The sequence below is a fragment of the Arenibacter amylolyticus genome (assembly GCF_002150785.1).
GTDB lineage: Bacteria > Bacteroidota > Bacteroidia > Flavobacteriales > Flavobacteriaceae > Arenibacter > Arenibacter amylolyticus.
The window spans coordinates 1-23,066 of record NZ_MTAZ01000049.1; the positions used below are offsets into that span (position 1 = coordinate 1).

Here is a 23,066-nt window from a genome sequence, read left to right on the forward strand (position 1 = left end):
TCGCATACAGTAACCGTTACGGACGGGGTTTTGGATATTGACTTCTCCTCTTTGGTTGCCGATGGTGGTGTTCGCCACCCTATTATAAATGGGATTGAGGTCTTAGGAAATAGCAGTCCAGCGGGTCCACAAGGAGCTGCTGGGAAAGGAGTATCAACGAGAACTTCAACTAGTGCTATTGCTGAAACTGAAATAAATCCAGAAATGAATATGGTAAGCATAACCCCCAACCCTGCAAGTTGGGAGGTTGCAGTTAGCTTATGGGATAAGTCTTTGGAAATTAGGGATTTTAAAATCCACGATGTTAGTGGACGATATATAGGAAGCCTTCAACCATTAGAGTCCAAATCGATGAATGGAATATATCGTTTTGACGTTTCCGCTCTGGAAAGTGGATTCTACATTCTTAATATTACCACCAATGATGGCAATAGATCTAGGCATAAATTAATAATCAAGAAGTAGCGGAGCAGATAATTGTAAAAGAATTAATAATAGCAAGTTAAAGCCAAAAGCAAACTTTATAATGTAGCTTGGTTTTGCCCTCTATACCCTTATCATATTGTAATGTTGGTGGTACTCTTCAGTAGTAAAGCTAGCTCAAATATTAGGTAAACTCCTGTGATATAAGGGGTTTAGAGATTTATTAGGCTGAGGGATATTTTTAATTTTTGTGTCAATTTTTCGTATATCTTTGATTAAACTTAATGCAAGAGGGAGATGGGGTAAATCTATTGTTACCATGATTATGTTAGGACATAAAGTTTTGTGCATTGCAGTCCCTAAACATGTTTTACCAGTTTTTTGAGCCTTTTCCAAACCACATTTATACTTAAATAAGAAATACTGACAGACCTTTACTTCGTCACCTCGCTATGGGCAAGACTTTTTGGGCTTCCAATTTAAATCTGCCATTCGCAATTTTCACATTAACCAAATAAACCATTCCTACTTTGAATAAGGAACAACCTAAGAACAATAAGACCGTAATAAAACGCAATTTTTTAATCATCTCCCGATGGGGTGAAACTCTAGATTTGGCTTTGGCAATTTTAAACGAAGGCCACGAGTTGAAGATGTATATTGAGGATAAACCCTCCCGAGAAATAGGCTACGGCTTTGTGAAAAAAGTCAGGGATTGGAAAAAACATGTAGCCTGGGCCGATGTGCTAATTTTTGACTATACTGGTTATGGTAAAATATGTGCCGAATTAAGGGCTCAGGGAAAATTGGTAATTGGAGGTACCGAATATTCAGACTTATTGGAATTGGATCGTAATTTTGGTCAAGACGAACTTAAGAAACACGGAATAAAAATACTGCCATCCAAGGAGTTTTTTAATTTTCAGGATGCTATAGATTATGTGAAAAGCAATCCAAATTCATATGTAATAAAACCCTCCGGGGAAACCCAAGAATACAAGCAATTATTATTTGTGGGTAACGACGATGAAGGCTTGGATGTTATTCGAGTGTTAAAGGCCTACGAGAAATCTTGGGGCAATGATTTTGGCAACTTCCAATTACAACGGAAGGTAAAAGGGGTAGAGGTATCTGTTTCTGCTTATTTTAACGGAAAAGAATTTATTTACCCAATTAACGTAACCTTCGAACATAAAAAGTTATTCCCCAAAGAATTGGGAATTTCCACTGGTGAAATGGGCTCTAGCATGTTTTGGACCAAAGATTCGCCTATTTTTGACGCAACTCTAAAAAAGTTTGAAAAGTCTTTGGCAAAAGGGGGATTCGTAGGACAGTTAGATATCAACTGTATTGTAAACGGAAATGGCATTTATCCATTAGAATTTACTGCTAGGTTTGGCTATCCGCAAATATACATTCAGCGTGCAGGAATCGTAGAACCCATAGGAAATATGTTCTATAAATTGGCTGCGGGTGAACACTTTAAGATTAATGTTAGAAAGGGATTTCAAGTAGGTGCCTATATGGTGGTTCCTCCCTTTCCCTTTGAAGATAAAAAGTCTTTTGAACTGTTCTCCAAAGACTCTGTAATAGTATTTAAAAAGGAAATGAAGGAAGGCATTCACCCAATGCACCTTAAAAAAGTAAATGGAGAATGGTTGATTACTGGGAATACAGGGATCGCTTTAATGGTAAGTGGAACAGGGCTTACCATGAAGGATGCCCAACGGATGATGAAAAATAGGATTGGGAATATTATAATTAATAATGTGTATTACCGTACGGACATTGGTGACCGGTGGTCCGATGATTTTGATAGATTATGGTCCTGGGGCTTGTTGTAGAAAAATTGAATGGGGTTTAAAAAGACCATACACTTCATTAGATAATACCTGATTCCCAAGAATATGAAAGACTGTAGTTGGTAAAAAATAGGTATTATGGAATTCCAGGAAATAAGGAGTAACTACCAGGATTTTTTTAATATGCTGCCCATGGATTGGCAGGAAATTATCAGCCCATTATGGAAGTTCTATGCTGATACAGCCAATATATATGCCTTATTGGATAATAATATGATTGTTGCTGGAGGAATCGTTTTTAAGACCACCCCTCCAAATAGAACGGATTTCGAAATTTTAATAGGTGACCGGTACTCCTCCAAAGGGTATCATTATATAGGTTTTTTATATGTGGATTTAGATAGAAGAAATGAAGCCTTAGGTTCCCGCTGGCTCTCCGCTCTAAAGATTCAATTCCCAACTCAAGGGTATTGGTTAACTATTGAGGAAGAGGCATTGAAACACTTTTATATAAAAAACGGTTTTGAAGTTGTGCAGCAAAGCGAGGATGTAGATGCTCCCGAATGGATTTTAGTGTATAATCCATGAAGATCAATATATAAGGATATATAGTGTATTTTAAAACAATAGTAGATAAGTAAGTTCTTATTTCTGTTTTATGAAATTTAATTTCGCTTACTATCTGCCGTTCCATGCTCCTCCATATCCTTGCGTAAATCTAACTTTCTAAAAGTGGGGGAGACAGCCCCGGTAAATAAAACAGTTGCCAAAGTCATACAACCTCCAAAGACCACTGAGGTGACGGTACCCATCAGTTTGGCAGCAAGTCCACTTTCAAAAGCTCCTAACTCGTTGGATGATCCCACAAACATAGAGTTAACGGAAGCCACCCTTCCACGCATGTGGTCTGGTGTCCTTAATTGTAAAATGGTTTGACGTATTACCATGGAGATTCCGTCCGTGGCCCCGCTTAGGAATAGTGCTACGACCGATACCCAGAACCAAGTGGATACTCCAAAAACGATAATACATATTCCAAATCCAAAAATAGCTCCCAGTAATTTCATGCCGGCATTTTTAGTTAGGGGAAAATGGGCAGAGGTAAACATAATAATCAAGGCGCCCACCGCGGGGGCTGCTCTTAATATTCCAAAGCCTTCCGGACCTACCTTTAAAATATCTTGCGCATAAATAGGAAGGAGAGCCACCGCTCCGCCAAAAAGTACGGCAATCATATCCAGGCTTAAAGCCCCTAGAATAACCTTTGTACTAAAAACAAACTTCACGCCCTCTTTAAGACTTTGTAATACAGGCTCACCTAATTTAGGATTTAGAATGGGTTTTCTTTTGATTTGGGTAAGCGTTATAATAGCAATTAAGGAAAAGAAGAATATAAGGCACATGGACCAATGTACCCCGATCCAGTGAATACTGAATCCGGCGAGGGCTGGCCCCAACACTGCCCCCATTTGCCAAACCGAACTACTCCAAGTAGCAGCATTGGGATACACACTTTTTGGTACTATCAATGCAAAAAGGGAGAATATAGTAGGTCCTAGAAAAGCACGTACAATTCCCCCTAAAAATACCAGAAAATAGATGGAGTATAAAATTTCATTCTTGGACCAACTGCCCACCAATTTTGGCCAAGTCAATAAAAAAAGTCCTAAGCTGATTACAGAAAACCCTAAAATGCATTTTAAAAGCAATCCTTTTTTTTCCTTTTGGTCAACAATATGCCCAGCAAAAAGTGCCATGGATACAGCAGGAATTACTTCCATAAGCCCTATTATCCCTAGGGATAATGGATTCTTGGTTAAAGAGTATACCTCCCATTCTATGACAATAAACTGCATAGACCAAGCAAATACCATAGCGAAACGGACTATCAAGAAAATGTTGAATTCCCTAAATCTTAACGCGGCATAAGCATCGTTCTTGGCCATTGGTTACTTCTTATTGGTTTTATAAAAGTTGACTGATTTCCGATTTGAAATGGAAAAAATCCTATAATGAATCCTAACCAGTTATGAAACCATGCAAAAACGTGTTAAGCAGTATCTAATACTGCCTTACCCTATAATTTTTTCACGTACTTGGTAAGAATCACTATTTGCTGTCCGTCCACTCTTCCTTCTATAAACTCGGCATTATCCCGATCTAAGGAGACGCGTCTTACAGCGGTACCCCTTTTGGCAACCATACTAGATCCCTTTACAGGTAAATCTTTAATAAGTACCACGCTGTCCCCAGATTCAATAATAACACCATTGCTGTCGCGATGAACAACTTGATTCTCTTCGGGAGCACCTTCGCCGGTAGCTTTGGCCCATTCCAACTCTTCCTCCTCCAGGTACATCATATCCAAAAGGTCTTGTGGCCAACCTTCCTGACGAATTCTATTTAACATTCTCCAAGCAATCACTTTAACAGGAGTATGCTCGCTCCACATGCTGTCATTTAAACACCTCCAATGATTGGGTTCTGTTTTATCAGAGTCTTCAATCTGTTCTTTACATATACCACAAACCAATAGACTTCCATCTAGACCGTTATTCTTTACAGGCTGTACCTCCAAGACTACTAAGTTTTCGGTGCTAGTACATAGCTCACAGCTATTATTGCTTCTTTTCTCCAATTCTCGCTGAATATTCATTCCAAAAAGTTTTAGGCAACAAAATTACACCAATTGCATTAATGGCGTTCATCTAAGTCTGAAAATACTGCTTTTTGGGGTTTTATCGCTATCAATTGAGAATATATAAATAAGGGAATAGGCTTTGAGATTAATCTTACTTGACAAGACACCTATAAAGAGGTATAGTATTTTCACCAAGGGATTGCTTTTTCCTAGTGTTTATAAAATTCAGCATCAATGGTTCCTTAAGTAGTTTTGGTAAGGTATTTTTGCGCCCTGATTTAAATAAAGACAATGTTAAAAGTAGGGGATAAGCTATATAATGTAAGTCAGAATGGGTTCACAGACTTTATGCGATATACCTTTTCGGAGGTAGTTAGATTAACCAAGACCTTGGCAATACTTGAAAATGGAGAAAGGTTACGGAATGTTGAGACCACGTCTGCCTTAAACGACGAAATCTGTTATGCCCAAGCAAATAACAGGTGGGTATATTGGTATGAGGTTACCGATGAAGTACTTCGCTTGGCCCAGGAGGAGGAAGAAAGAATTGCCGCCAATGATTGGTTTAACAAGCGGGACTTTAGCCTAGAAGAGAAAAGAATGATCTATAAATTTTTCCAGGAAAAGGGGCAATTGCAACCAGAATCAATAGATGGTGGTGAAAGTTTAGGAAATTCCATAGAAAATCTACAAGATGCTGGCTTTTAGCATTCTTCTTCTGTGCTATCCATCTCCTAGCTAGTCCGTGATCTTATACCGTAAATAATACCATCTAGACTGCAATCGTTAACTAAAATCTAGAATTTCACGGATATTTTGCCTCGTAGATAAAATGGGCTTCCTGGTGTAAAATGGATTTCTTCAACAGAGGAAGGTTCGTTAAACAGTCTGCTCTCTGTTGCAAATTGGGTTTCGTTCCATTTGGTATCCAGTAAATTCTCTACAATAAGTCCAACACTCCAATTTTTAAGGGCGTAATTTACATTGAAATCGACCACAGTATATCCTTCAGCCACTATGGAATTGTCCTCATTGGCGGGTCTGTTTTTTATATATCTAGTATTAAGACTTCCAGAAAAGTTGTTTAAATCCCTAAAGGACAACCCAAGGGAGGAGGTAAGATCTGGTGCTAATGGAATGTAGTCCATATCCTGGGGTTCCTCGGTGCTTCTAGCAAAAGTATAGTTTATATCCCCATTAAAGTATAACCAATCATTGAGCTGGTACCTCAGGCCCAAATCGGCCCCTAATCGCCTTGTTTTCCCACTGGGTTCCACAATTCCGGCATCACCAACATAGACAAATTCCTGTTCCAGAAATAAACTCCAAAGGGTTGCATTTAATACCAGTTGATCTATGGGTTTTACAATCGTTCCCAAATCCACGGAATAAGCAGCTGGTAATATCTTTTCGCCATTGTTGGCCGTTACAACCCGAGTGTCATTGGAATGAAAACCGATACCACTTTTCAAATAGAGTTGTAGCATTTGCGAAGCGGAGAATAGGAGGTTAAATTTTGGGCCTAAAAACAGTTTGTTTTCACTTTTTAGATCATAATCCCCTGTTAGTAGATTTTCATAATCGAATTTGAAATAATCTATCCGCAATCCTGGATTAAACGTCCAGTGGTTTTTCTTGTAGGTTAAATCAAAAAATCCATATCCGTTAAACTCGTCAATATTTCCGTAAGCGATTCGGTCCAAAAGTTCCTTCCTGTTTTTGGTTTTGGATAATTGTACCTTATTAATATCATCATATCTAAAACCAACTCCTGCCTCGTACTTTAATTGGGAGTCATGGTCACCTACGTGTATGGAATGCAGATACTTGGTCTCTACTCCAAATAGGGTCCGATTTTCCTTTTGTCTTATCTGATCTCCATTTTCTGGGTCTTCCAAGAAAAAGGTGAAATTGGAAAATAATTCAAAATCATAGGCAGAAACGTACGCTTTGCTGGTGATACTGGCATGTTCGTTTAATTGTTTTCTGTGATTCACCAAAAAATTTGATCTACTTGTATTCCCTCCTTCCGTATCATCTATAGCCCCAAACCTTCCAATTAACCCCTGATCTATGGCTCGCTGTGGTATTTGCCCTGAAGCGTCCCATTTACTTTGAAAATGGGATATGGAAATACGCAGTTCCTGATCACTCCTATTATTATAGGCATAACGCCCCATAACATTTATCCGGTTAAAATTTTGTGGGGAGGTAAAGGGACCATCAGACAGTAATAGTTCCGAGGCGATATAAGCATTGTGATGCGTTCTTTCCAATACTTTTAACATAGCCAGATTTCTAAGAGTATTAAATTGTCCTAGTTCTATGGAAACCAAGTTGTTTTCTAGCTTGTCCTTCGTATGTAAATCAATATATCCTGCGGTATTAAAATTCCCTTTTTGCGCATAAAATGCCCCCTTCCCAAAATCTATATTATCTATGGTTTCTGGAATAATGAAATGCATATCGGCATAACCTTGTCCATGGGCATGAGATACCATATTTACTGGAATTCCATCTACGGAAATGGCGATATCCGTTCCATGATCAATATCGAACCCACGAAGGAATATCTGCTCTGCCTTTCCGCCACCGGCATGTTGACCAATAATAAGTCCTGGGACCTTTCTCAGTATCTCCTGAGATGATTTTACGGGATTGGTTTTTACATCCACATTCACAAATTGACTCAGAGCATTTACTTTGGATACCAGAATAACTTGATCCAAGGATACAGCAGCCTCTTTCATTATTATTTCAACGGTACTGTCTAAATGCCCTTGGGTTATGGTAAGCTGGTAGTTATGGAACCCTAAACTATAAAAATAGATGTGGTCTCCAGGGGAGATATCATCTAATTCAAAATATCCGGATACATTGGAATACGTATAGGCTCCGGTTGTTTTATTATAAACGCCCACTCCACTCAATGGGGTCTGGTCTTCAGATAAAATAGATCCGTTTAAATCATGTGCTCTTAGGTTCTCAAATAGACCTAAAAGCATAATAAAGACAATAAGGTTTTTCATTTGGAAGGTATTTTAATTTTGCATTGTTTTAATATCGTACGGAGTAGTAAAACATCTTGGTGAAAAGTCTCATACCCAGTAAAGAAGTGGCAGCGTGGTAGTTTCCTGAGAAAATAAAGTAAGGGTTAACTAACTTGCCTAAACGAGTGCCACCTAAGGTAATTTGAGGAGGTTCAACCAAATAATGATAAAATGCATTTTCATTCTATTCCTTCATAAGTGTTATTATAGTTTTCTCTATGTATTTCGCATACTTTGAAATTGTGGGTAGTTCAAAAACTTTGTTCAGTGGAAAGTTTAGGTGTAGCTCATCCTTTAAACGCGCAGTAATCCTAATGGCCGCTAAAGAATGTCCGCCCAAGGCAATAAAATTATCCTGGGTACCTAAACGCTTTAATCCCAACACCTCTTGCCAAATTCCAGCCAATAGCTCTTCTATTTCTCCATTTGGTGAAACAAATGGGGTCTCCATTTCCAGTTGTTTATAATCCAGATCCTTTAATGCTTTTTTATCAACTTTTCCGTTGACGGTAAGGGGAAGTTCTTTCATAAATTTAAAGCGGCTGGGAATCATGTGGTGAGGAAGGCGTTTCTTTAGGAAATCGGAGAGATCCTTTGAGTTATTAATTCCACTTCCAGTATAATAAGCTACCAGTTGTTTGGGGTTCATCCCAAAGGTATTGGAGTCTTGATATCCAATTTCGTTCATGATACGCTTTACTTCCTTTTCATTTATAGGCTCGTTGATTTCTTCTAATGTTTCAGTTCGCGTCTTATGTCCCATACGTACATCCCAACTATAGGGGTAGGCATAATTACTATACCCCAGTTGTTTTTTATGCACATAGATTCCTACCTGATTTATCAGGCAATTGGTAGATCTACCTGTGTCGGTTGGCCGTACCCAACCTACTTTTTCCTTTAAAAAGGTAAGCATTTCTTCCAAGCGTACATCACTATATCTATAAAAATCCAAAAATTGTACTCTTTCAAAGGTGTCTTCTTTTTGGAACATGGTAACGTCCAAACATTGTTTTACAGCATCGTCTTCTTGATGGTACAGTTTTCTAGCCTGTAAAATGGTGTCGTCTATAGTTGCTATTTGAACTTCTTCATCCAAAAACAGCTCCTCCGATAAACGGGTTTCAAAGAATTGACCACGAGATAGGCCAGTGATTATAAAGGGCACCTTTTTCTCCAGAGCAAGTTTTGTGCTAAGAGTATAGATAGTTTTAAAGCAACCGTTGCAAACGTTGTGATGACGGTGAAGGCTGTCCACAAAAATTTTGTTCATTTGGTCGGTACTGCCATAAATATGATCTACTCCAAGCTTGGTTATAATGCTACGGATATTTTCTTTGGCCTGCTCTGATATATAACCATTGTCTAAGGTAAATGCGAGTACTTTTAAACCCATATCCACCAACCGTGCCAATACGTAGGTACTATCTTTACCTCCACTTAATAGGGAGATACAATCATAAGTAGGATTCTTTCCTCTATTAGACATCAACAGGGAAGCTAATTCGTCTTCCGTTTTAAAGTACCGAAGTGCCTTGTCCTTATAGCTTTTAAAAGCATTGCATAGATGACAAACCCCGCTTTCATCAAAATCCGTTTTGGGGTAGTTGGAGGGAAGGCCACATTGAGTGCAGTGGACAACGTCCTTTTCTGGCAGTCTATTTTCTTCTTCCAGAAGTAGCACTGCGCAATTCTTTAAGGCCGGATGTTGCAGTAAATTTGATTCCACCTCCGCCAGTTCAATCCTAACACCTCCAAGCTTTACCTGATCGTCCTTCCTTCCAAGAAACTCTAGGTCTTTGGAATCGTTCCAACGAGCTAAATCTCCAGTGGAGTATAATTTATCTCCCTTGATAAAGGGATTGGTTATAAACTTCTCAAGGGTTAAGTTGGGGAGGTTTACATAACCTTCTGCCAGACCAATACCACTAAGAAATAGTTCTCCAACTAATCCATTGGGCACTAGATTGAGGTAGGCATCTAAAACGTAGGCCTTCATATTATCTATAGGTTTCCCAATAGGGACAATAGTTTTAGTATGTGAGCTTACATCATATTGCGCTACTATACAGCCAACCGTTGCTTCGGTTGGTCCATATTCGTTAAAGATTTTTATTGGGTTAGTAAAACTGTTTAAAACCGATTTTACAAGCTGGGTCTTTAGGTCTTCCCCTCCAAGAATCATCAACTTAATGTTAGACTTTGCTAGATCCATATCAGAGATCAACGTTAAATGTGAAGGGGTAAGCTTAATGGCATTCACAAGGTTGTCCGTAATTACATCCAAAAATGATAGATCGGGACCCGATTCCATTTCTTGGTAGATAATAAGTTCACCCCCTGTAATCAGCGGTAAAAACGTAGCGGTGATGGTTAAATCAAAGCCTATGGAGGTGAAAAGTGGCATTTTAATATGATCTTCCAATGCATACGCGCCCTTAGCCCAAGTAAGATAATTTGTGAGGGCAGCATGGGAAATTAGTACTCCTTTTGGTTTTCCTGAAGATCCTGAGGTATACAAAATATAAGCGATGTCTGTGGCATGAAGGGAGGGAATCATATCCTTTTCTCCATTAGCCTCCATATTATCGGGATCTACCACCAAATGCATAATATCAATAGTGGATATGGGGTTATCTTCTACAAGGTTTTTACTAGTTAATAGGAGTGCGCTTTCCGAGTCTTGCAATATTAATGCAACGCGATTTATAGGGGTATCGGAGGGAATTGGAATGAAGGTTCCTCCGGATTTTAATACAGCTATCAGGGCAATGAGGTAGGCAGGACTTCTTTCCATATATAAGGCAACCCGGCTACCTTTAATAATCCCTTTTTCCAGTAATAAAGTAGCAAGTTGATTCGATTTTTGATCTATTTCCCGGTAGGTGTACTGTTTATTTCTGTCATATAATGCCGGTTTGTTTGGCTTAGATTTTACCTGTTGTTTAAATTGATGTACTACAGACGAAAAACTAGTAAACTTAATAGTTTGACTACGCAATAGCGTTGTTTCTTCTTTTTCCGTAATCATGCTGGGCATTCCTACCGGGTGCTCCAAATTGTCTAGCAGTCCATCCATTAAATTTAATAAGTGCATAGGAGCCTGACTCCTGAGTTGAGTGTCAAAAACACTTTCATTAAAATCTAATAGCATCGTTATATCGCCCGTTCCATCAAAGTCCATTACATGACATCGTAAATGGTGTGCAGGATCGCAATGACCGGGGTGTATCCATTCAGAACGCATAGGAATACCATTAAAGTCGTTGAATTGTGCATTAATAAAATTCAAGATTACATTAAAACTTTTGTTTATTGAGGGGGTAGACATCCCTGGTTGTGCATACCGCAAGTAATTAGCGGTCTCTAATTTAACGCGTTCTAAAAGCTTGCCAAAACTATCAGTAGCCTCTAATTGAAATATCATGGGAAACAAGGCTATAAAAAGTCCTGGAGTTTGCTTAAAAACCGTAGTGGAACGATTGTGGGAAGGAATACCGATGGAAATATGTGGATTTTCTGTCACACGGTACAAATAGGCCACCAAAAGCGTAGTAAAGAGATGAAATAGGGTTAAATCCTTTGTCCATGCCCTAATATCTGGGCGCGCTGCCAATGCCGTTAATTTCCTCATTCTTTCCTTTCCCATATGTAACTGTACTCGACGGGATCTGGTAGATGTTTTAGCAGGGTGTTTACCGTAAAACTTTGGAGGGCCTAATTGGTTTGCCAGTCTTTGTTTCCAGTAAGATGCTGTTTCCGATTGCTTTTGTGATGCAGTCCGTTCCGTTTCAAAATCAATGTAGTTGCTATAGGAAGGTATTTCCTTAAAGGCAGCAAGGGTATCTTCCTGTAGATGTCTGTAAAGAGAACTCATTGCCCTATATAAAATAGAGGAGGAGCTTGCATCCGTGACTAAATGGTGAATATTGAGAAACCAGATATACCTATTTGGGGACACTTTTAGTAGGACTGAATCGAAGAGAGGTTGGGAGAGGTTAAAAAGTTGCCGACTTCTATGTTCCATCCAGTTTTGGATGGATTGTTCGGTCTCCGTGCTAACATCCAACACTTCCAGCTTGTAAGTTAGATGGGGAAGTATGGATTGTACCGGACTTGTCTCTAATTCTGAAAAAACGGTTCGCAAGGCATCCGTTCTGTTAATTAATTCCTGGAATGCCTTGGAAAATATCTCAGGATTTATGGCACCATTTATTTCAAATGAATGGGCCATATTATAAAGGGGTACCTCTGGATGTAGCTTTTGACCGATCCATAGCGATAACTGACTTTTGGTCAGTTTCTTATATGATGAAGTTTCATTAGTACCCATAGGCGTTTTAGGATTGTTCTTTATTAGTTAAATAGTTGGTGATATGCGATACGGTCATAAAGTTCTCAATAATCATATCCTGTGGAGGAACCGTTATATTGTATTTTTGTTCTATAAACAGGATCAGCTTCATCATACCCAAAGAATCTAAAATACCACTCCCCAATAAATCATCCTGCGGGCTTAGCCCGGATTCCAATTCATTGTTCAGTAAATCCTCACAGATATATGTTATCAATATTTCATTCATATTAAATAGCCTTAATTTTGTTTTTAAAAGCGAGAAGATCAATTTTACCAGAGCTGGTTTTAGGAAATTCTTTCATTATTTCTATTTTTTGAGGCACCATATAAGGGGGGAGGTGTAGTTTGCAGTACAACTTTAGGGCATTAGGAGAAATCATAGTTGTTTTTTCCAACTGGATACCTGCAAAAATCACGGTGTCCGAAGGACTACTATTCACCAAGCAAACTGCTGCTTTTTTGATTAAATTATGTCGCTCCAGCACCGTCTCTATTTCATCCAACTCAACACGATAGCCTCTAAACTTCACTTGTCGGTCGTTACGTCCTACAAATACCAGATCGTTTGTAAGGTTCCGTTTTACTAAATCCCCAGTTCTAAAATATTTCTTTGTTTTATTGGAAGAGGTGTTTTCTAAATAGAACGATTTCTTGGTCAATTCTGGATTATTCCAATACCCTATCATCATGGTATCTGTTTTAACAACCAACTCCCCAACTTGGCCTATACCTCTCAACTCTTGATCATTTTCATTCAGTATTTTATACTCATTAGCACCCCAAACCTTGCCAATTGGAACGGGTTTGTCTAGCGGAGGCAATTCATCTATAAGGTAATGGGTACATTGGTTTACTTCGGCCGGACCGTAAATATTGTAGAATTTGGCATGTGGCCACTCTTGCATTAAAGCCCGTAAATATTTTAAAGTGAAATTCTCTCCACCAAAAAGGACGCAGCGCAAGGATGTTAGATTATATTCGGAGATTAATCCGCAGAGGTGCAATTGAATCAGTGCAAGAGGCACGGAATACCAAATGCTAAGCTTTTCCTTCTCCATTAGGGCCAACATACTTACGGGTAATTTGGTATGAGCTTCTGGGATTATAATGGTGGTAGCGCCTGCTAGCGGCGCGGTAAAATATCCGAATGTGGAGATGTCAAAATGCAATGGGGCATGGTTTCCTACCCGATCTTCCGGGGATACCTTAAATAATTGAGCCGATAACCCGGCATAGGTTAAACCGCTTTTATGGGAGTGTACAATGCCCTTTGGTAAACCCGTAGACCCAGAGGTGTACATAATGTACGCTACATCCTCTTCGGCAATTAAAATGGGCTTAAAACCTTTTATTTCCACTTGATAAATCTCTTCCCACGGGGTAGTCTGGTAAGTTACTTTAAGCTGCACCCCAATCAACCGCTCCAGAGGACTTTGGGCCTCCAACAGTTTTTGAAGTTTTTTGGAAAACGTTTCGGTACCTACCACTATTTTAATGTTGGCATCATTTAAAAGAAATACTGTTCTGGCATGGGGGGCATTGGCATCTAGGGGTACATAGGCCGCACCGGCCTTCATGATCCCATACACTGCAATTACGCTTTCCAAACAGCGGTTCATGAAAATCCCTACCCGATCGCCCTTCTGAACTCCAACACTGCCCAAGTATTTTGCAAGTTGAGTGGTTTTCACCTCCAATTCACGGTAGGATATAGCTTCCTGCTCAAATCTAAAAGCCGCTTTGTGAGGGGATTTATCCGAGGAGTTGCTAATAATATCTACCAGTGTTGTTGTTGACATTTATACTTTTTTCATTATAGCCCTAGTAGGTTGGCAATTATATTCCTTTGTATATCTGAAGTACCTGCATAAATAACCCCCCCAACAGCATCCCTTAAGTCGCGCTCTACCTCCGTGGCGGTTAAATACCCACTTCCTCCTTGATTCCGAATGGCATCGAGGCTAGACTGTACAAAGCTTTCACTTAATAGAAGTTTTAAGAGGGCTGCTTCCATCATGGCCGATTTCCCTATGCTTTTTAGCCAGGCTACCTTATAGAGCATCAGTCTTGAGGTCTCCAGTCTCAGTTTCATATTGGCAATCCGGTTGGATACAGATTGAAAATCCCCGATAGATTTTCCAAACTGTTTTCGTTGTTTTACAAATTTTATGGTTTCCTCCAATTGGCGTTCCATGGCCCCCAATTGACTGGCAAGAATGGTACACCGATCATACTCCAAGGAGGTGGTGGTAATACTCCATCCTGCACCTTCACCCCCTAATCTATTTTCCAGGGGTACAAAACATTCTTTAAATAGTAAATCTCCAATTGGTACCGTTCTGAGCCCCATTTTATGTTGATTTTCACCCCTGGTAAAACCTGGCATTCCATTTTCCACTATAAACCCAGTAACGCCCCATTTCCCTAAGGACTTGTTGGTGCTAGCAAATACAAGGGCTACATCTGCAATTGGCGCCAAGGTAATTAGGCATTTTTTTCCGTTTAGAACATATCCGCCATCGACTTTGGTGGCAGTGGTTTCCATGGAGAAAATATCGGATCCTGCATTGGGTTCGGTCAGTCCGTGAGAGGCAATCCATTTCCCAGATGCTAGTTTGGGAAGAAATCGCTTTTTTTGCATTTCAGTGCCAAATTTGGCAATAGGAAGCTGTACGGTCCACATTTGTGCATTTAACGCAAAGGGAAGTCCGTTGTCCTTACATCCATATCCAAGTCCTTCCATAGCCAAAGTGGCAGATAGTATGTCTATTTCTTTATCCTGCCCTCCGTATGCCGATGGACATGCCAAGGCCTGAATACCAAAGTGGGCACATTTTTGCCAATCTTCCATGGAAAAGGTACTGCTGACATCATTACTTGCTATGGAATTATTTAATTCTTCCTGTGCAAACTTGATGACCCGGCTTTTATAATCCAATTGTTCTTTTGTCCAAGTGAAATCCAAATTTATAGTGGTTTTTGTCCTACATCCAATGATTCTATAAAACTTGGATAGAGGGAGTTGGTTAAATACGCCCACTTAGTGGGATTTACTTATTTTGATGCTCGCGCCTAAGCGCAATCAATTATTCCAGACGATAGCCTTTTGGAATTGCCCTGAAGCAATTACTCTGGTAGCTTGTGTTATATTGATAAAACCTAGGCTAACAAAATTTCAAATAATTTTTCAGCTCGTTAATTAGTATAAGTGATGTATTTTCAACCGACTCTTAACCAGAGGGTTGAAGAATAAAGAAGATGGGGTCTAATTTTTATTTTCTTAAATTTAACTAAAATTTTCTTTACACCTACCTATTAATTTTGCTTTACCAGAAAAATATGATGAATTCCACCTTTAAATCGTTTATGAGGAATCTGGTTAGCTATTGAAGTAGAATAGCATTCAATCCTGAACATTGGAAAAATCTTTTTCCAAGACTTTTAAAAGTGCTTTTTATTTTTGTAACGATAGAAAGAATCTTGTTTTGGATCACTACTATACCCTCAAAGTGTTATTTTAGCGAGAATATTTTCTGGGAATTTATTACAACAAATGGCCTTAATGCTTTCCTCGTTATTTTGGCCATTGTTCTAATAATTGTCTTCAATAGAAAACTGTTGGCACCTTGGGAGAGCTTTGATAATGGAAATCGCATCAAATCTCTGTTGTTGGTAGTTGCCTGTATATTGAGCTGGGAATATGTATTGTATGATTTTAATTATTATCTAAATCAGGAACATTATCTAGACCGTGGTCTTCTTTTAGTCTTTATCATTCTCCTTATTTGGCGGTTAATATTTATTGTACCCTATATAGTGATGCTCTTACTAATTATTGGTCAATTTAAAATTCTTCCTCTTTACTCTTTGGCAGTCCCACTTCTTTCCATCAGGAAACCTCTCCTGTTTATGGCTTTCTACTGCTATAAATTGCTGCGAAAAATTTTCTATTTTAAAGATTTTCTTTTTTTGTCAGGTTGCCTTATAGCAGCTTTTTATTTTAGTTCCGGTATTCGAAAATTAAATTTTGAATGGCTTTGGTACGACCCAATAGTATATTTACTATCAAATTCATACGCAAATGGCTGGCTGAATATAGGCAACGGGGAATGGAAAAATATCGGAGGTCACCATTATTGAGGTATCCTCCTTCTTTTCGAAATCTAGGGGCTATGAAGTACTGAGGGAACGGGAGGTATTTATGACGCTAATAATTTTTATCCAAATTAACTAGACTTGTACAGAAGTCAATAAAAAGTGATATGGATTTTTCACATCAGAGGAGATATGTTCTAAGTTCACCTTTAAACCAATATTGAATTCCTTGGCTAGATCCAAGAACAATTCCAAAACAACTTGGTCCTCTAAGGCCCAACCAGTAGAATCGAACACGGATAATTTGTCCTTAAAAAGGTGATAGGCGGTATGGTTTTGAATTAATGGAACCAGACTTGGTCCAATTTCTTCTGGCTTCAGCTGCTGGCATTCCCCTTCTATATTTGCCTGTTCAAGGAAATCTGGACAAACCAAAGAATCCTTTAATAAGGCTAGGGGCAATTCAATTTTTCCAGGGAAATCCGATCCAATCGCATTGATGTGAAGATGCTTTTGATGGCCTTTGTAATGTGAAAATATTGGGCCTTCACCTATTCCAATAGAAGTTTGGGTACATAGTATATCAGCCTCCTTTACAATGGCACCTACGTTGAGCGGAATTACTTCTAGATTGAGATTCAGCATACTGATTCGTTTATTGAACGATTTTATAACATCGGGGTCAATATCATAAATCATTACTTTTTCAAACTCAAATATTCTGGAAAGGGCGTGCAATTGTGTTATGGACTGTGCACCACATCCTATAAGTCCTAAAGTTGAGCTGTGTGGGTTTGCAAGGTATTTGCTTGCAACCGCAGATGCCGCTCCTGTTCGCAAGGCGGTTAATAAAACTCCATCGGCTATACCTTTTAAATGACCGGTTTGAGTGTCATAGCTGGAAATGGAAGACAGAATAGAGGGTAATTTAAACTTCTCTGGATTGTTAGGGTGGTATCCTACCACCTTAATAACAATTTCCTTATCCTTATGGTGTAGTGGCATCCACTCAATTAAACCGGGATAATTACTGGTATAATTAAAACCACTCCTTACGGGTACGTCAGTACATTTTGGATCATAATCCTTAATGGCTGTAGTTAGTCTACGGATAAGGACGTCCATAATATTATCCATTCCAAATTTTTCTACAATGCTACAAACATCACTTCCGGAAAGTATCAAGGTGGAATTTTCTTTTTTATACATTTTCAGGATGGTTAAAAATATGATTTTATAAATCTCAATGTTGCAATAGGAGTTATGTAAGTATATGGGAGTATTGAAATAGGCTTTTAACTACAATATGTCAGGTTTAGGCTTCCAAAAGGGGATAGGTAAGTTTTGGAAAAATATAATAACAAGGTTATAAATATGCGTTAAATGTAAAAATAACGATAATAATTTAAAATAAATGTATTATATGTCTTATATTTATAATGATTTGATGTGATTGTTGTTTAGAGGGGGAAAAGGTGCTTTTTATCGAACCTCATCAAACTAAGGAAGCAATTACTTGGCTGCGCTGATATTTATTTTACAGTTTATAGAAAACGATTAATGGGTTAAAGAATTTTGCGCCATTAATTTACAAAGTTGTTACCCGCCATTCACCATAAGGAGACCAAACCTTTAGACCAATTTATGAATACCATTAAATACTTATAGCCTTATGAGTAATAGACTTTCCTTCATGTTGGGATTCTTTTTGCTTATCCCGTTACTACTTCTTTCACACATTCCAAATCAGAGTTATATCTTTCTTAGGGTTTATGAGAATGATGGTATTGATGGAAGATTTGAAATAAACACCAACGACATCAATAAAATATACAATACCGATTTTAAAAAAGGCGTTACACTTTCAGAACTCAATCCATATGTGGAAGATTTAAAAGCCTATATGCTTTCCAGGTCTTCCTTTAACTCACCATTAGGGCATCATCAAGTGTTGCTAAGGGATTCTGTACAGATTTTTCCCGGTGTTTTGGGTGATTATCTACAGATATACTTTTCCTTGGATAATATGGAAACCTTACCTGAATCATTGGAGGTGGAGTTTCGTCCGGTCTTTGATGTGGACCCTACCCATAAGGGCTATTTAATTACGGAATACAATTGGCGGGCAGGAGTAATTAATGAGGAATCCAATATTTCCATGGAATTTTCTCCAAATTCACCCATAGATACTATGTCTTTAACAGATGTTTCTATTTGGAAGGGAATTGTGGCCATGGTAAAGCAGGGGGTGTGGCACATTTGGATAGGTTTAGATCATATTCTGTTTTTGATAGCCTTAATATTACCCTCAGTAGTACGACGACGTAAAAACCCACATGAAAACAAGGATGGGCGCCACGGCCTTTGGCAAGTTTTGGGAAGGTATTCATGGGAACCCGTTATGGGCTTTAAACCTGCCTTTATATACATTATCAAGGTGATAACCTTTTTTACGATAGCCCATACCATTACCCTTAGTTTGGCCTCCCTCCAATTAGTTGTTTTACCCTCTAGGTTTGTAGAGTCTATGATTGCCCTATCCATAGGATTGGCGGCACTACATAATATAGTGCCTATTTTCAAAGGAAATGATTGGGTAATAGCCTTTGGATTTGGACTTTTTCACGGATTTGGCTTTGCCAGTGTTTTAGGGGATCTAGGACTTACTAGTGAGTTTCTCACCCTCTCGCTTTTAGGATTTAATATAGGGGTAGAACTAGGACAAATAGTGATTATAGCGATCTTCTTTCCCCTGTTGTATCTACTAAGAAATGCAAAGGCCTATCCCAAGTTACTGGTAGGCGTGTCTATTCTATTGATTTTAATATCTATAAATTGGAGTGTGGAACGCTCTTTTGAAATTGACTTGGGGGTGTATGGATTTTTAAAATCCTCTTTGAGAAAGGTTTTGGTTTTTATTGGCTTACTAAGTTAGCTGAATGTGTACCTAAATAAAACATTGTGAGTAACCCTATAGATAAAAAGTCGCTTTTAAGTAGATGGAAGGAGCACTCCCTTAAAGATGCGTCTATCGTTCCTATTTCCAAGGCTCCGGATGGAATTGATGTTCCTTTATCGCGGGGTCAAGAACGACTGTGGGTTCTGCAACAACTTCACCCTTCAAACCCATTTTATAATTATTGTGAGTTATACAGATTTAAAGGAGAACTACACTCAGGGTTTCTATTGCAAAGCATGCAGGCGGTGTTTCTAAACAATTCTATTTTTAGAACAACCTTCTATATGAAGGGAGCTATTACCTACCAAAAACCTCATGATTCAGAAATAAAAATTAATTATAGGGATCTCAGTCCTTTGGATGAAAAAGAAAAGGAACGCGCCAAAGAAAAGATCATCGACACAGTGGCTAAATCCAGTTTTGATCTGGCCACCTTTCCCTTAACCATCTGTTGGTTATTAAAACTTTCCGATGTTGAACATTTACTTATTCTCAATATGCACCATATCATCACGGATAAATGGTCCATGGGTGTTTTTAGGAAAGAATTGATTGGACATTACCAAAGGTTACGTGCAGGGATAGCGATCCCAGTGGATAAGGAATTGCAATACAGTGATTATGCCTACTGGCAATCCAAGCAAACCATAGATGAAAATCAATTGAGCTATTGGGAGGAGCAATTAAAGGGCCAAATTCCAACGCTGGATCTTCCGCTAGACTATCCGCGGAAAATGACGCCAAGTTTTAAAGGGGGATTGGTGAGTAATAAGTTAGATCATGATTTATCCTCAGCTATACTAACCTTGGCAAAGCAATGGAATACTACCCCCTATGTATTATTACTTTCAGTGTTTAAACTGTTGTTATATAAATATTCGGGACAGGAAGATATTCTTATTGGTTCTCCTATATCCAATAGAAATGAGAAGTCGGTAGAAAACCTTATAGGCTTTTTCAATGAGACCGTGGTGTTACGCTCCAGGCTATCGCCCCAAATGACATTTTTGGAATTGGTAGAATCTGTTAGGGAAACCACTTTGGAGGCATTTAATAATAAGGACGTACCCTTTGAACTATTGGTGAAAAAGTTAAAACCTGAAAGATCTTTAAACCTACATCCATTTTTTCAGGTGATGTTTCTTTTTCATTCAGTACCATCACCCCTGCCACTAGATAGTAATTGTACTATGGAATATGCTGTATTGGATCTAGATATTGCAAAATTTGATCTTACGCTATACGTGGAAGAGGACAATGGGAAGCTTTCCACTACTTTTGAGTATGCCAAAGATTTATTTAAAGAATCTACCATTCAAAGGATGCAGCAGTACTTCCAACTCCTTTTGGAAAAAGTGGTAGGGTTTCCATCATTGCCCATTGGTAAAGGATCCTTGCTTACTACACTTGAAAAGAAATTAGTGACGGACGCAAAGCCTAGAATGGAATACAGCTACCATGGAATACACGAGTTAATATCCATCGAAGCTGGGATTAACCCAAATTCCATTGCAGTGGTCTATGAAAATGAGCGGATTTCCTATGGTGAATTAAACGAGAAATCGACCATCTTGGCCAACAACCTTCAAGAGTATAGTAGGGGAGAGAATTTATTTGTGGGGTTATGTGTAGAACGATCCGTGGATATGATCGTAGGAATACTGGGAATCCTAAAAGCAGGATGCGCTTATCTTCCCTTAGATCCTGGATATCCTATGGAGCGCATAGATTATATGCTGAAGGACGCCAAGATAAAAGTATTCCTCACCAGTAAAAATTTAAAGCCCAAATTTAATAAGGAAGCTCTAATTACACTAACAATCGCCAAGCTGTGTACCTCCAATAGTAAGAAGGAAATTGCCTTGCCCATAGCCAGAGAAAGTAACTTTGCCTATCTAATTTACACCTCGGGAAGTTCCGGAACTCCTAAAGGGGTGGCAATTACACATAAAAATATTATCAGCGCTACCATCTCAAGAATAACGTACTACAAAAACGCTCCTACCTCGTTTCTACTGATGTCGTCCATTGCATTTGATAGTTCCAAAGCAGGAATTTTCTGGACGCTTTGTACTGGTGGTCAATTAGTGGTGACTAGGAAGGGATTGGAGCAGGAAGTTGACTTGCTCTATAAGACACTTTCCGAACATCAAGTTAGTCATACCTTAATGTTACCGAGCGTTTACAAATTGGTGTTGGATAATCTGGCGAATTGGAAATTCCCTAAGTTAAACACTGTAATAGTTGCAGGGGAGGAGTGTAGTAGGGCGGTCGGTTGTCTACATCTCTCCAAGTTGCCTCAGGTAGAGCTTCACAATGAGTACGGACCTACAGAAGCTACGGTATGGTGTACCGTTCATAGGATAAACAGTGCTGAGGAACACGGCAAGGTCCCCATCGGGAGGCCTATTGAAAATTCGGAAATCTTGTTGTTGGATGATCATCTTAACCATGTGCCTTTTGGTGCCAAGGGCGAGATTTACATTGGAGGAGCAGGGGTAGCTAACGGGTATTTAAACCGTGATGAAGCGTCTGAAGAGGCATTTATTGCCCATCCATTTAAAATGGATGCACCTTATAAGTTGTATAAAACAGGGGATATAGGTCGCTATAGGTTTGATGGAAACTTAGAGTTTCTTGGCAGAAAGGATACGCAGATAAAAATTAGGGGACACAGGGTATCCCTACATGAAATTGAAAGTCTGATACGCACCACGGATTGCGTCTATGAGGTGATGGTGAAGTTGGAATCTACCGGAGGCGAATTACAAGAGGTTGCAGTGGCTGATTTTTCTGTGGAAGAGCTGCTTGCCTTTATGGATAAGTATATGGAGGAGGCCCAAATTAAGGAAATTATATCCTCCGTTACTTCGTTGCGCAAGGAGGAATTAAATTATCTCTTGGAACAAATAAAAGATAAATAAGCCCGGAAAAATGAAAAGAATAAAGAGAACTCAGGATTTTGAAGTGGTCCTTACCATTCCCGATCCAACTTTTATAAAACCGCCAAGAGAAGCTCAAAGAAATGCGGTAGTCAATAGGGCGCTAAAGGAATTTGGTTCCGATATACAAGCGCTTCATCAACAGGTAAAAACATTTGTACCTGGCGCAACGGTACAGGCCTTTGATGACCGTACTCAAAAGGCCTTGGAGGATCAGGAAATCATGGAGGATTGGCAAATTCCTGTGATGGCTAAAATGGCCGAGGCCATTGCCAACAAAGGGGGTGATATTCTCGAAATTGGATTTGGACGCGGAATAGCCTCCGAGATGATTCAGCAATACCCCCTTAGTAGTCACACCATTATTGAATGTAATGACACGGTCGTAGAACGATTTTATAAGTGGAAAAAGCAACACGAATCAAAAGAGATTACCTGTGTTCATGGGTTGTGGCAAGATACTATAGATGAACTTGGATTGTTCGATGGAATATTTTTTCATACCTACCCCTTAAACGAGGATGAATACATGCGTTATGTTAACGGAAGTATCACTTTCGCCGAACATTTTTTTGAACATGCAAAAAAACATTTGAAACCTGGGGGGGCTTTTACCTACTTTTCCAATGAGGTTGATTCTTTAAGCAGGGAACATCAGCGGCTACTTTTAAAGTATTTTGATTCCTTCTCGGTTGCCGTGGTAGGCCTGTCTATGCCTGAAGATGTAAAGGATACTTGGTGGGCCAATACGATGGCGATTGTAAAAGCGAGTAACTCATGAATGAAGCTTTGGAAAA

15 protein-coding genes are annotated in these 23,066 nt (G+C 39.0%); 7 read left to right on the forward strand and 8 right to left on the reverse strand.

Annotated features, from left to right (window positions below):
- The 3 genes from BV214_RS14495 to BV214_RS14505 all read left to right on the forward strand — a co-directional run.
- On the forward strand, nucleotides 1-465 hold a 465-nt coding region (locus BV214_RS14495; RefSeq protein WP_140157774.1), incomplete at its 5' end, for a T9SS type A sorting domain-containing protein.
- A gap of 488 nt (nucleotides 466-953) precedes the next feature.
- Nucleotides 954-2,267 (forward strand): phosphoribosylamine--glycine ligase, encoded by a 1,314-nt coding sequence (locus BV214_RS14500; protein ID WP_086478231.1) that lies wholly within the window; start codon nucleotides 954-956, stop codon nucleotides 2,265-2,267.
- 96 nt (nucleotides 2,268-2,363) lie between these two features.
- Nucleotides 2,364-2,813: an N-acetyltransferase gene (locus BV214_RS14505; RefSeq protein WP_086478232.1), complete on the forward strand. Its 450-nt coding sequence runs from the start codon at nucleotides 2,364-2,366 to the stop codon at nucleotides 2,811-2,813.
- A gap of 77 nt (nucleotides 2,814-2,890) precedes the next feature.
- Here BV214_RS14505 and BV214_RS14510 read toward each other — a convergent pair whose 3' ends face one another.
- Entirely contained in the window at nucleotides 2,891-4,171 is a 1,281-nt protein-coding gene (locus tag BV214_RS14510) for an MFS transporter (protein WP_086478233.1), read from the reverse strand.
- Nucleotides 4,172-4,302: 131 nt separating this feature from the next.
- Entirely contained in the window at nucleotides 4,303-4,881 is a 579-nt protein-coding gene (locus BV214_RS14515) for a PhnA domain-containing protein (protein ID WP_086478234.1), read from the reverse strand.
- A gap of 276 nt (nucleotides 4,882-5,157) precedes the next feature.
- On the opposite strand from BV214_RS14515, the gene BV214_RS14520 reads away from it, so the two are divergent.
- On the forward strand, nucleotides 5,158-5,574 hold the full coding sequence (locus tag BV214_RS14520; protein WP_176328530.1) for a pyruvate kinase: 417 nt from the start codon (nucleotides 5,158-5,160) through the stop codon (nucleotides 5,572-5,574).
- 89 nt (nucleotides 5,575-5,663) lie between these two features.
- On the opposite strand, the gene BV214_RS14525 is transcribed toward BV214_RS14520, so the two are convergent.
- The 6 genes from BV214_RS14525 to BV214_RS14555 all read right to left on the reverse strand — a co-directional run bounded on the left by BV214_RS14525 (nucleotide 5,664) and on the right by BV214_RS14555 (nucleotide 17,577).
- Nucleotides 5,664-7,895 (reverse strand): TonB-dependent receptor, encoded by a 2,232-nt coding sequence (locus BV214_RS14525; RefSeq protein ID WP_086478235.1) that lies wholly within the window; start codon nucleotides 7,893-7,895, stop codon nucleotides 5,664-5,666.
- Between the two features lie 205 nt (nucleotides 7,896-8,100).
- Entirely contained in the window at nucleotides 8,101-12,249 is a 4,149-nt protein-coding gene (locus BV214_RS14530) for a non-ribosomal peptide synthetase (protein WP_086478236.1), read from the reverse strand.
- Between the two features lie 7 nt (nucleotides 12,250-12,256).
- A complete protein-coding gene (locus tag BV214_RS14535) occupies nucleotides 12,257-12,499 on the reverse strand; it encodes an acyl carrier protein (RefSeq protein WP_086478237.1) in 243 nt (80 codons plus the stop codon).
- 1 nt (nucleotide 12,500) lies between these two features.
- Complete coding sequence (locus BV214_RS14540) at nucleotides 12,501-14,072, reverse strand: amino acid adenylation domain-containing protein (protein ID WP_086478238.1); 1,572 nt, start codon at nucleotides 14,070-14,072, stop codon at nucleotides 12,501-12,503.
- 14 nt (nucleotides 14,073-14,086) lie between these two features.
- Entirely contained in the window at nucleotides 14,087-15,313 is a 1,227-nt protein-coding gene (locus tag BV214_RS14545; protein WP_245806805.1) for an acyl-CoA dehydrogenase family protein, read from the reverse strand.
- Between the two features lie 1,190 nt (nucleotides 15,314-16,503).
- The gene (locus BV214_RS14555) at nucleotides 16,504-17,577 is read right to left on the reverse strand and encodes an ornithine cyclodeaminase family protein (protein WP_086478240.1); all 1,074 of its coding nucleotides are present in this window, start codon (nucleotides 17,575-17,577) and stop codon (nucleotides 16,504-16,506) included.
- A gap of 463 nt (nucleotides 17,578-18,040) precedes the next feature.
- On the opposite strand from BV214_RS14555, the gene BV214_RS14560 reads away from it, so the two are divergent.
- The 3 genes from BV214_RS14560 to BV214_RS14570 are packed head-to-tail and all read left to right on the forward strand — an operon-like array spanning nucleotide 18,041 to nucleotide 23,050.
- Nucleotides 18,041-19,303 carry a HupE/UreJ family protein gene (locus BV214_RS14560; RefSeq protein WP_086478241.1) on the forward strand — a complete coding sequence of 421 codons (1,263 nt, stop codon included), beginning with the start codon at nucleotides 18,041-18,043 and terminating at the stop codon, nucleotides 19,301-19,303.
- A 26-nt stretch (nucleotides 19,304-19,329) separates the two neighbouring features.
- Complete coding sequence (locus BV214_RS14565) at nucleotides 19,330-22,251, forward strand: non-ribosomal peptide synthetase (RefSeq protein WP_086478242.1); 2,922 nt, start codon at nucleotides 19,330-19,332, stop codon at nucleotides 22,249-22,251.
- Between the two features lie 10 nt (nucleotides 22,252-22,261).
- Entirely contained in the window at nucleotides 22,262-23,050 is a 789-nt protein-coding gene (locus BV214_RS14570) for a class I SAM-dependent methyltransferase (protein WP_086478243.1), read from the forward strand.
- The last annotated feature ends 16 nt before the right edge of the window (nucleotides 23,051-23,066 follow it).

Bases quoted from the DNA above. Each gene is read 5' to 3' on its own strand.
- BV214_RS14525 (WP_086478235.1), bottom strand. From the start codon at position 7,895: ATGAAAAACCTTATTGTCTTTATTATGCTTTTAGGTCTATTTGAGAAC.
- BV214_RS14570 (WP_086478243.1), top strand. From the start codon at position 22,262: ATGAAAAGAATAAAGAGAACTCAGGATTTTGAAGTGGTCCTTACCATT.
- BV214_RS14530 (WP_086478236.1), bottom strand. From the start codon at position 12,249: ATGGGTACTAATGAAACTTCATCATATAAGAAACTGACCAAAAGTCAG.
- BV214_RS14510 (WP_086478233.1), bottom strand. From the start codon at position 4,171: ATGGCCAAGAACGATGCTTATGCCGCGTTAAGATTTAGGGAATTCAAC.
- BV214_RS14540 (WP_086478238.1), bottom strand. From the start codon at position 14,072: ATGTCAACAACAACACTGGTAGATATTATTAGCAACTCCTCGGATAAA.
- BV214_RS14520 (WP_176328530.1), top strand. From the start codon at position 5,158: ATGTTAAAAGTAGGGGATAAGCTATATAATGTAAGTCAGAATGGGTTC.
- BV214_RS14535 (WP_086478237.1), bottom strand. From the start codon at position 12,499: ATGAATGAAATATTGATAACATATATCTGTGAGGATTTACTGAACAAT.
- BV214_RS14560 (WP_086478241.1), top strand. From the start codon at position 18,041: ATGAGTAATAGACTTTCCTTCATGTTGGGATTCTTTTTGCTTATCCCG.
- BV214_RS14555 (WP_086478240.1), bottom strand. From the start codon at position 17,577: ATGTATAAAAAAGAAAATTCCACCTTGATACTTTCCGGAAGTGATGTT.
- BV214_RS14515 (WP_086478234.1), bottom strand. From the start codon at position 4,881: ATGAATATTCAGCGAGAATTGGAGAAAAGAAGCAATAATAGCTGTGAG.
- BV214_RS14505 (WP_086478232.1), top strand. From the start codon at position 2,364: ATGGAATTCCAGGAAATAAGGAGTAACTACCAGGATTTTTTTAATATG.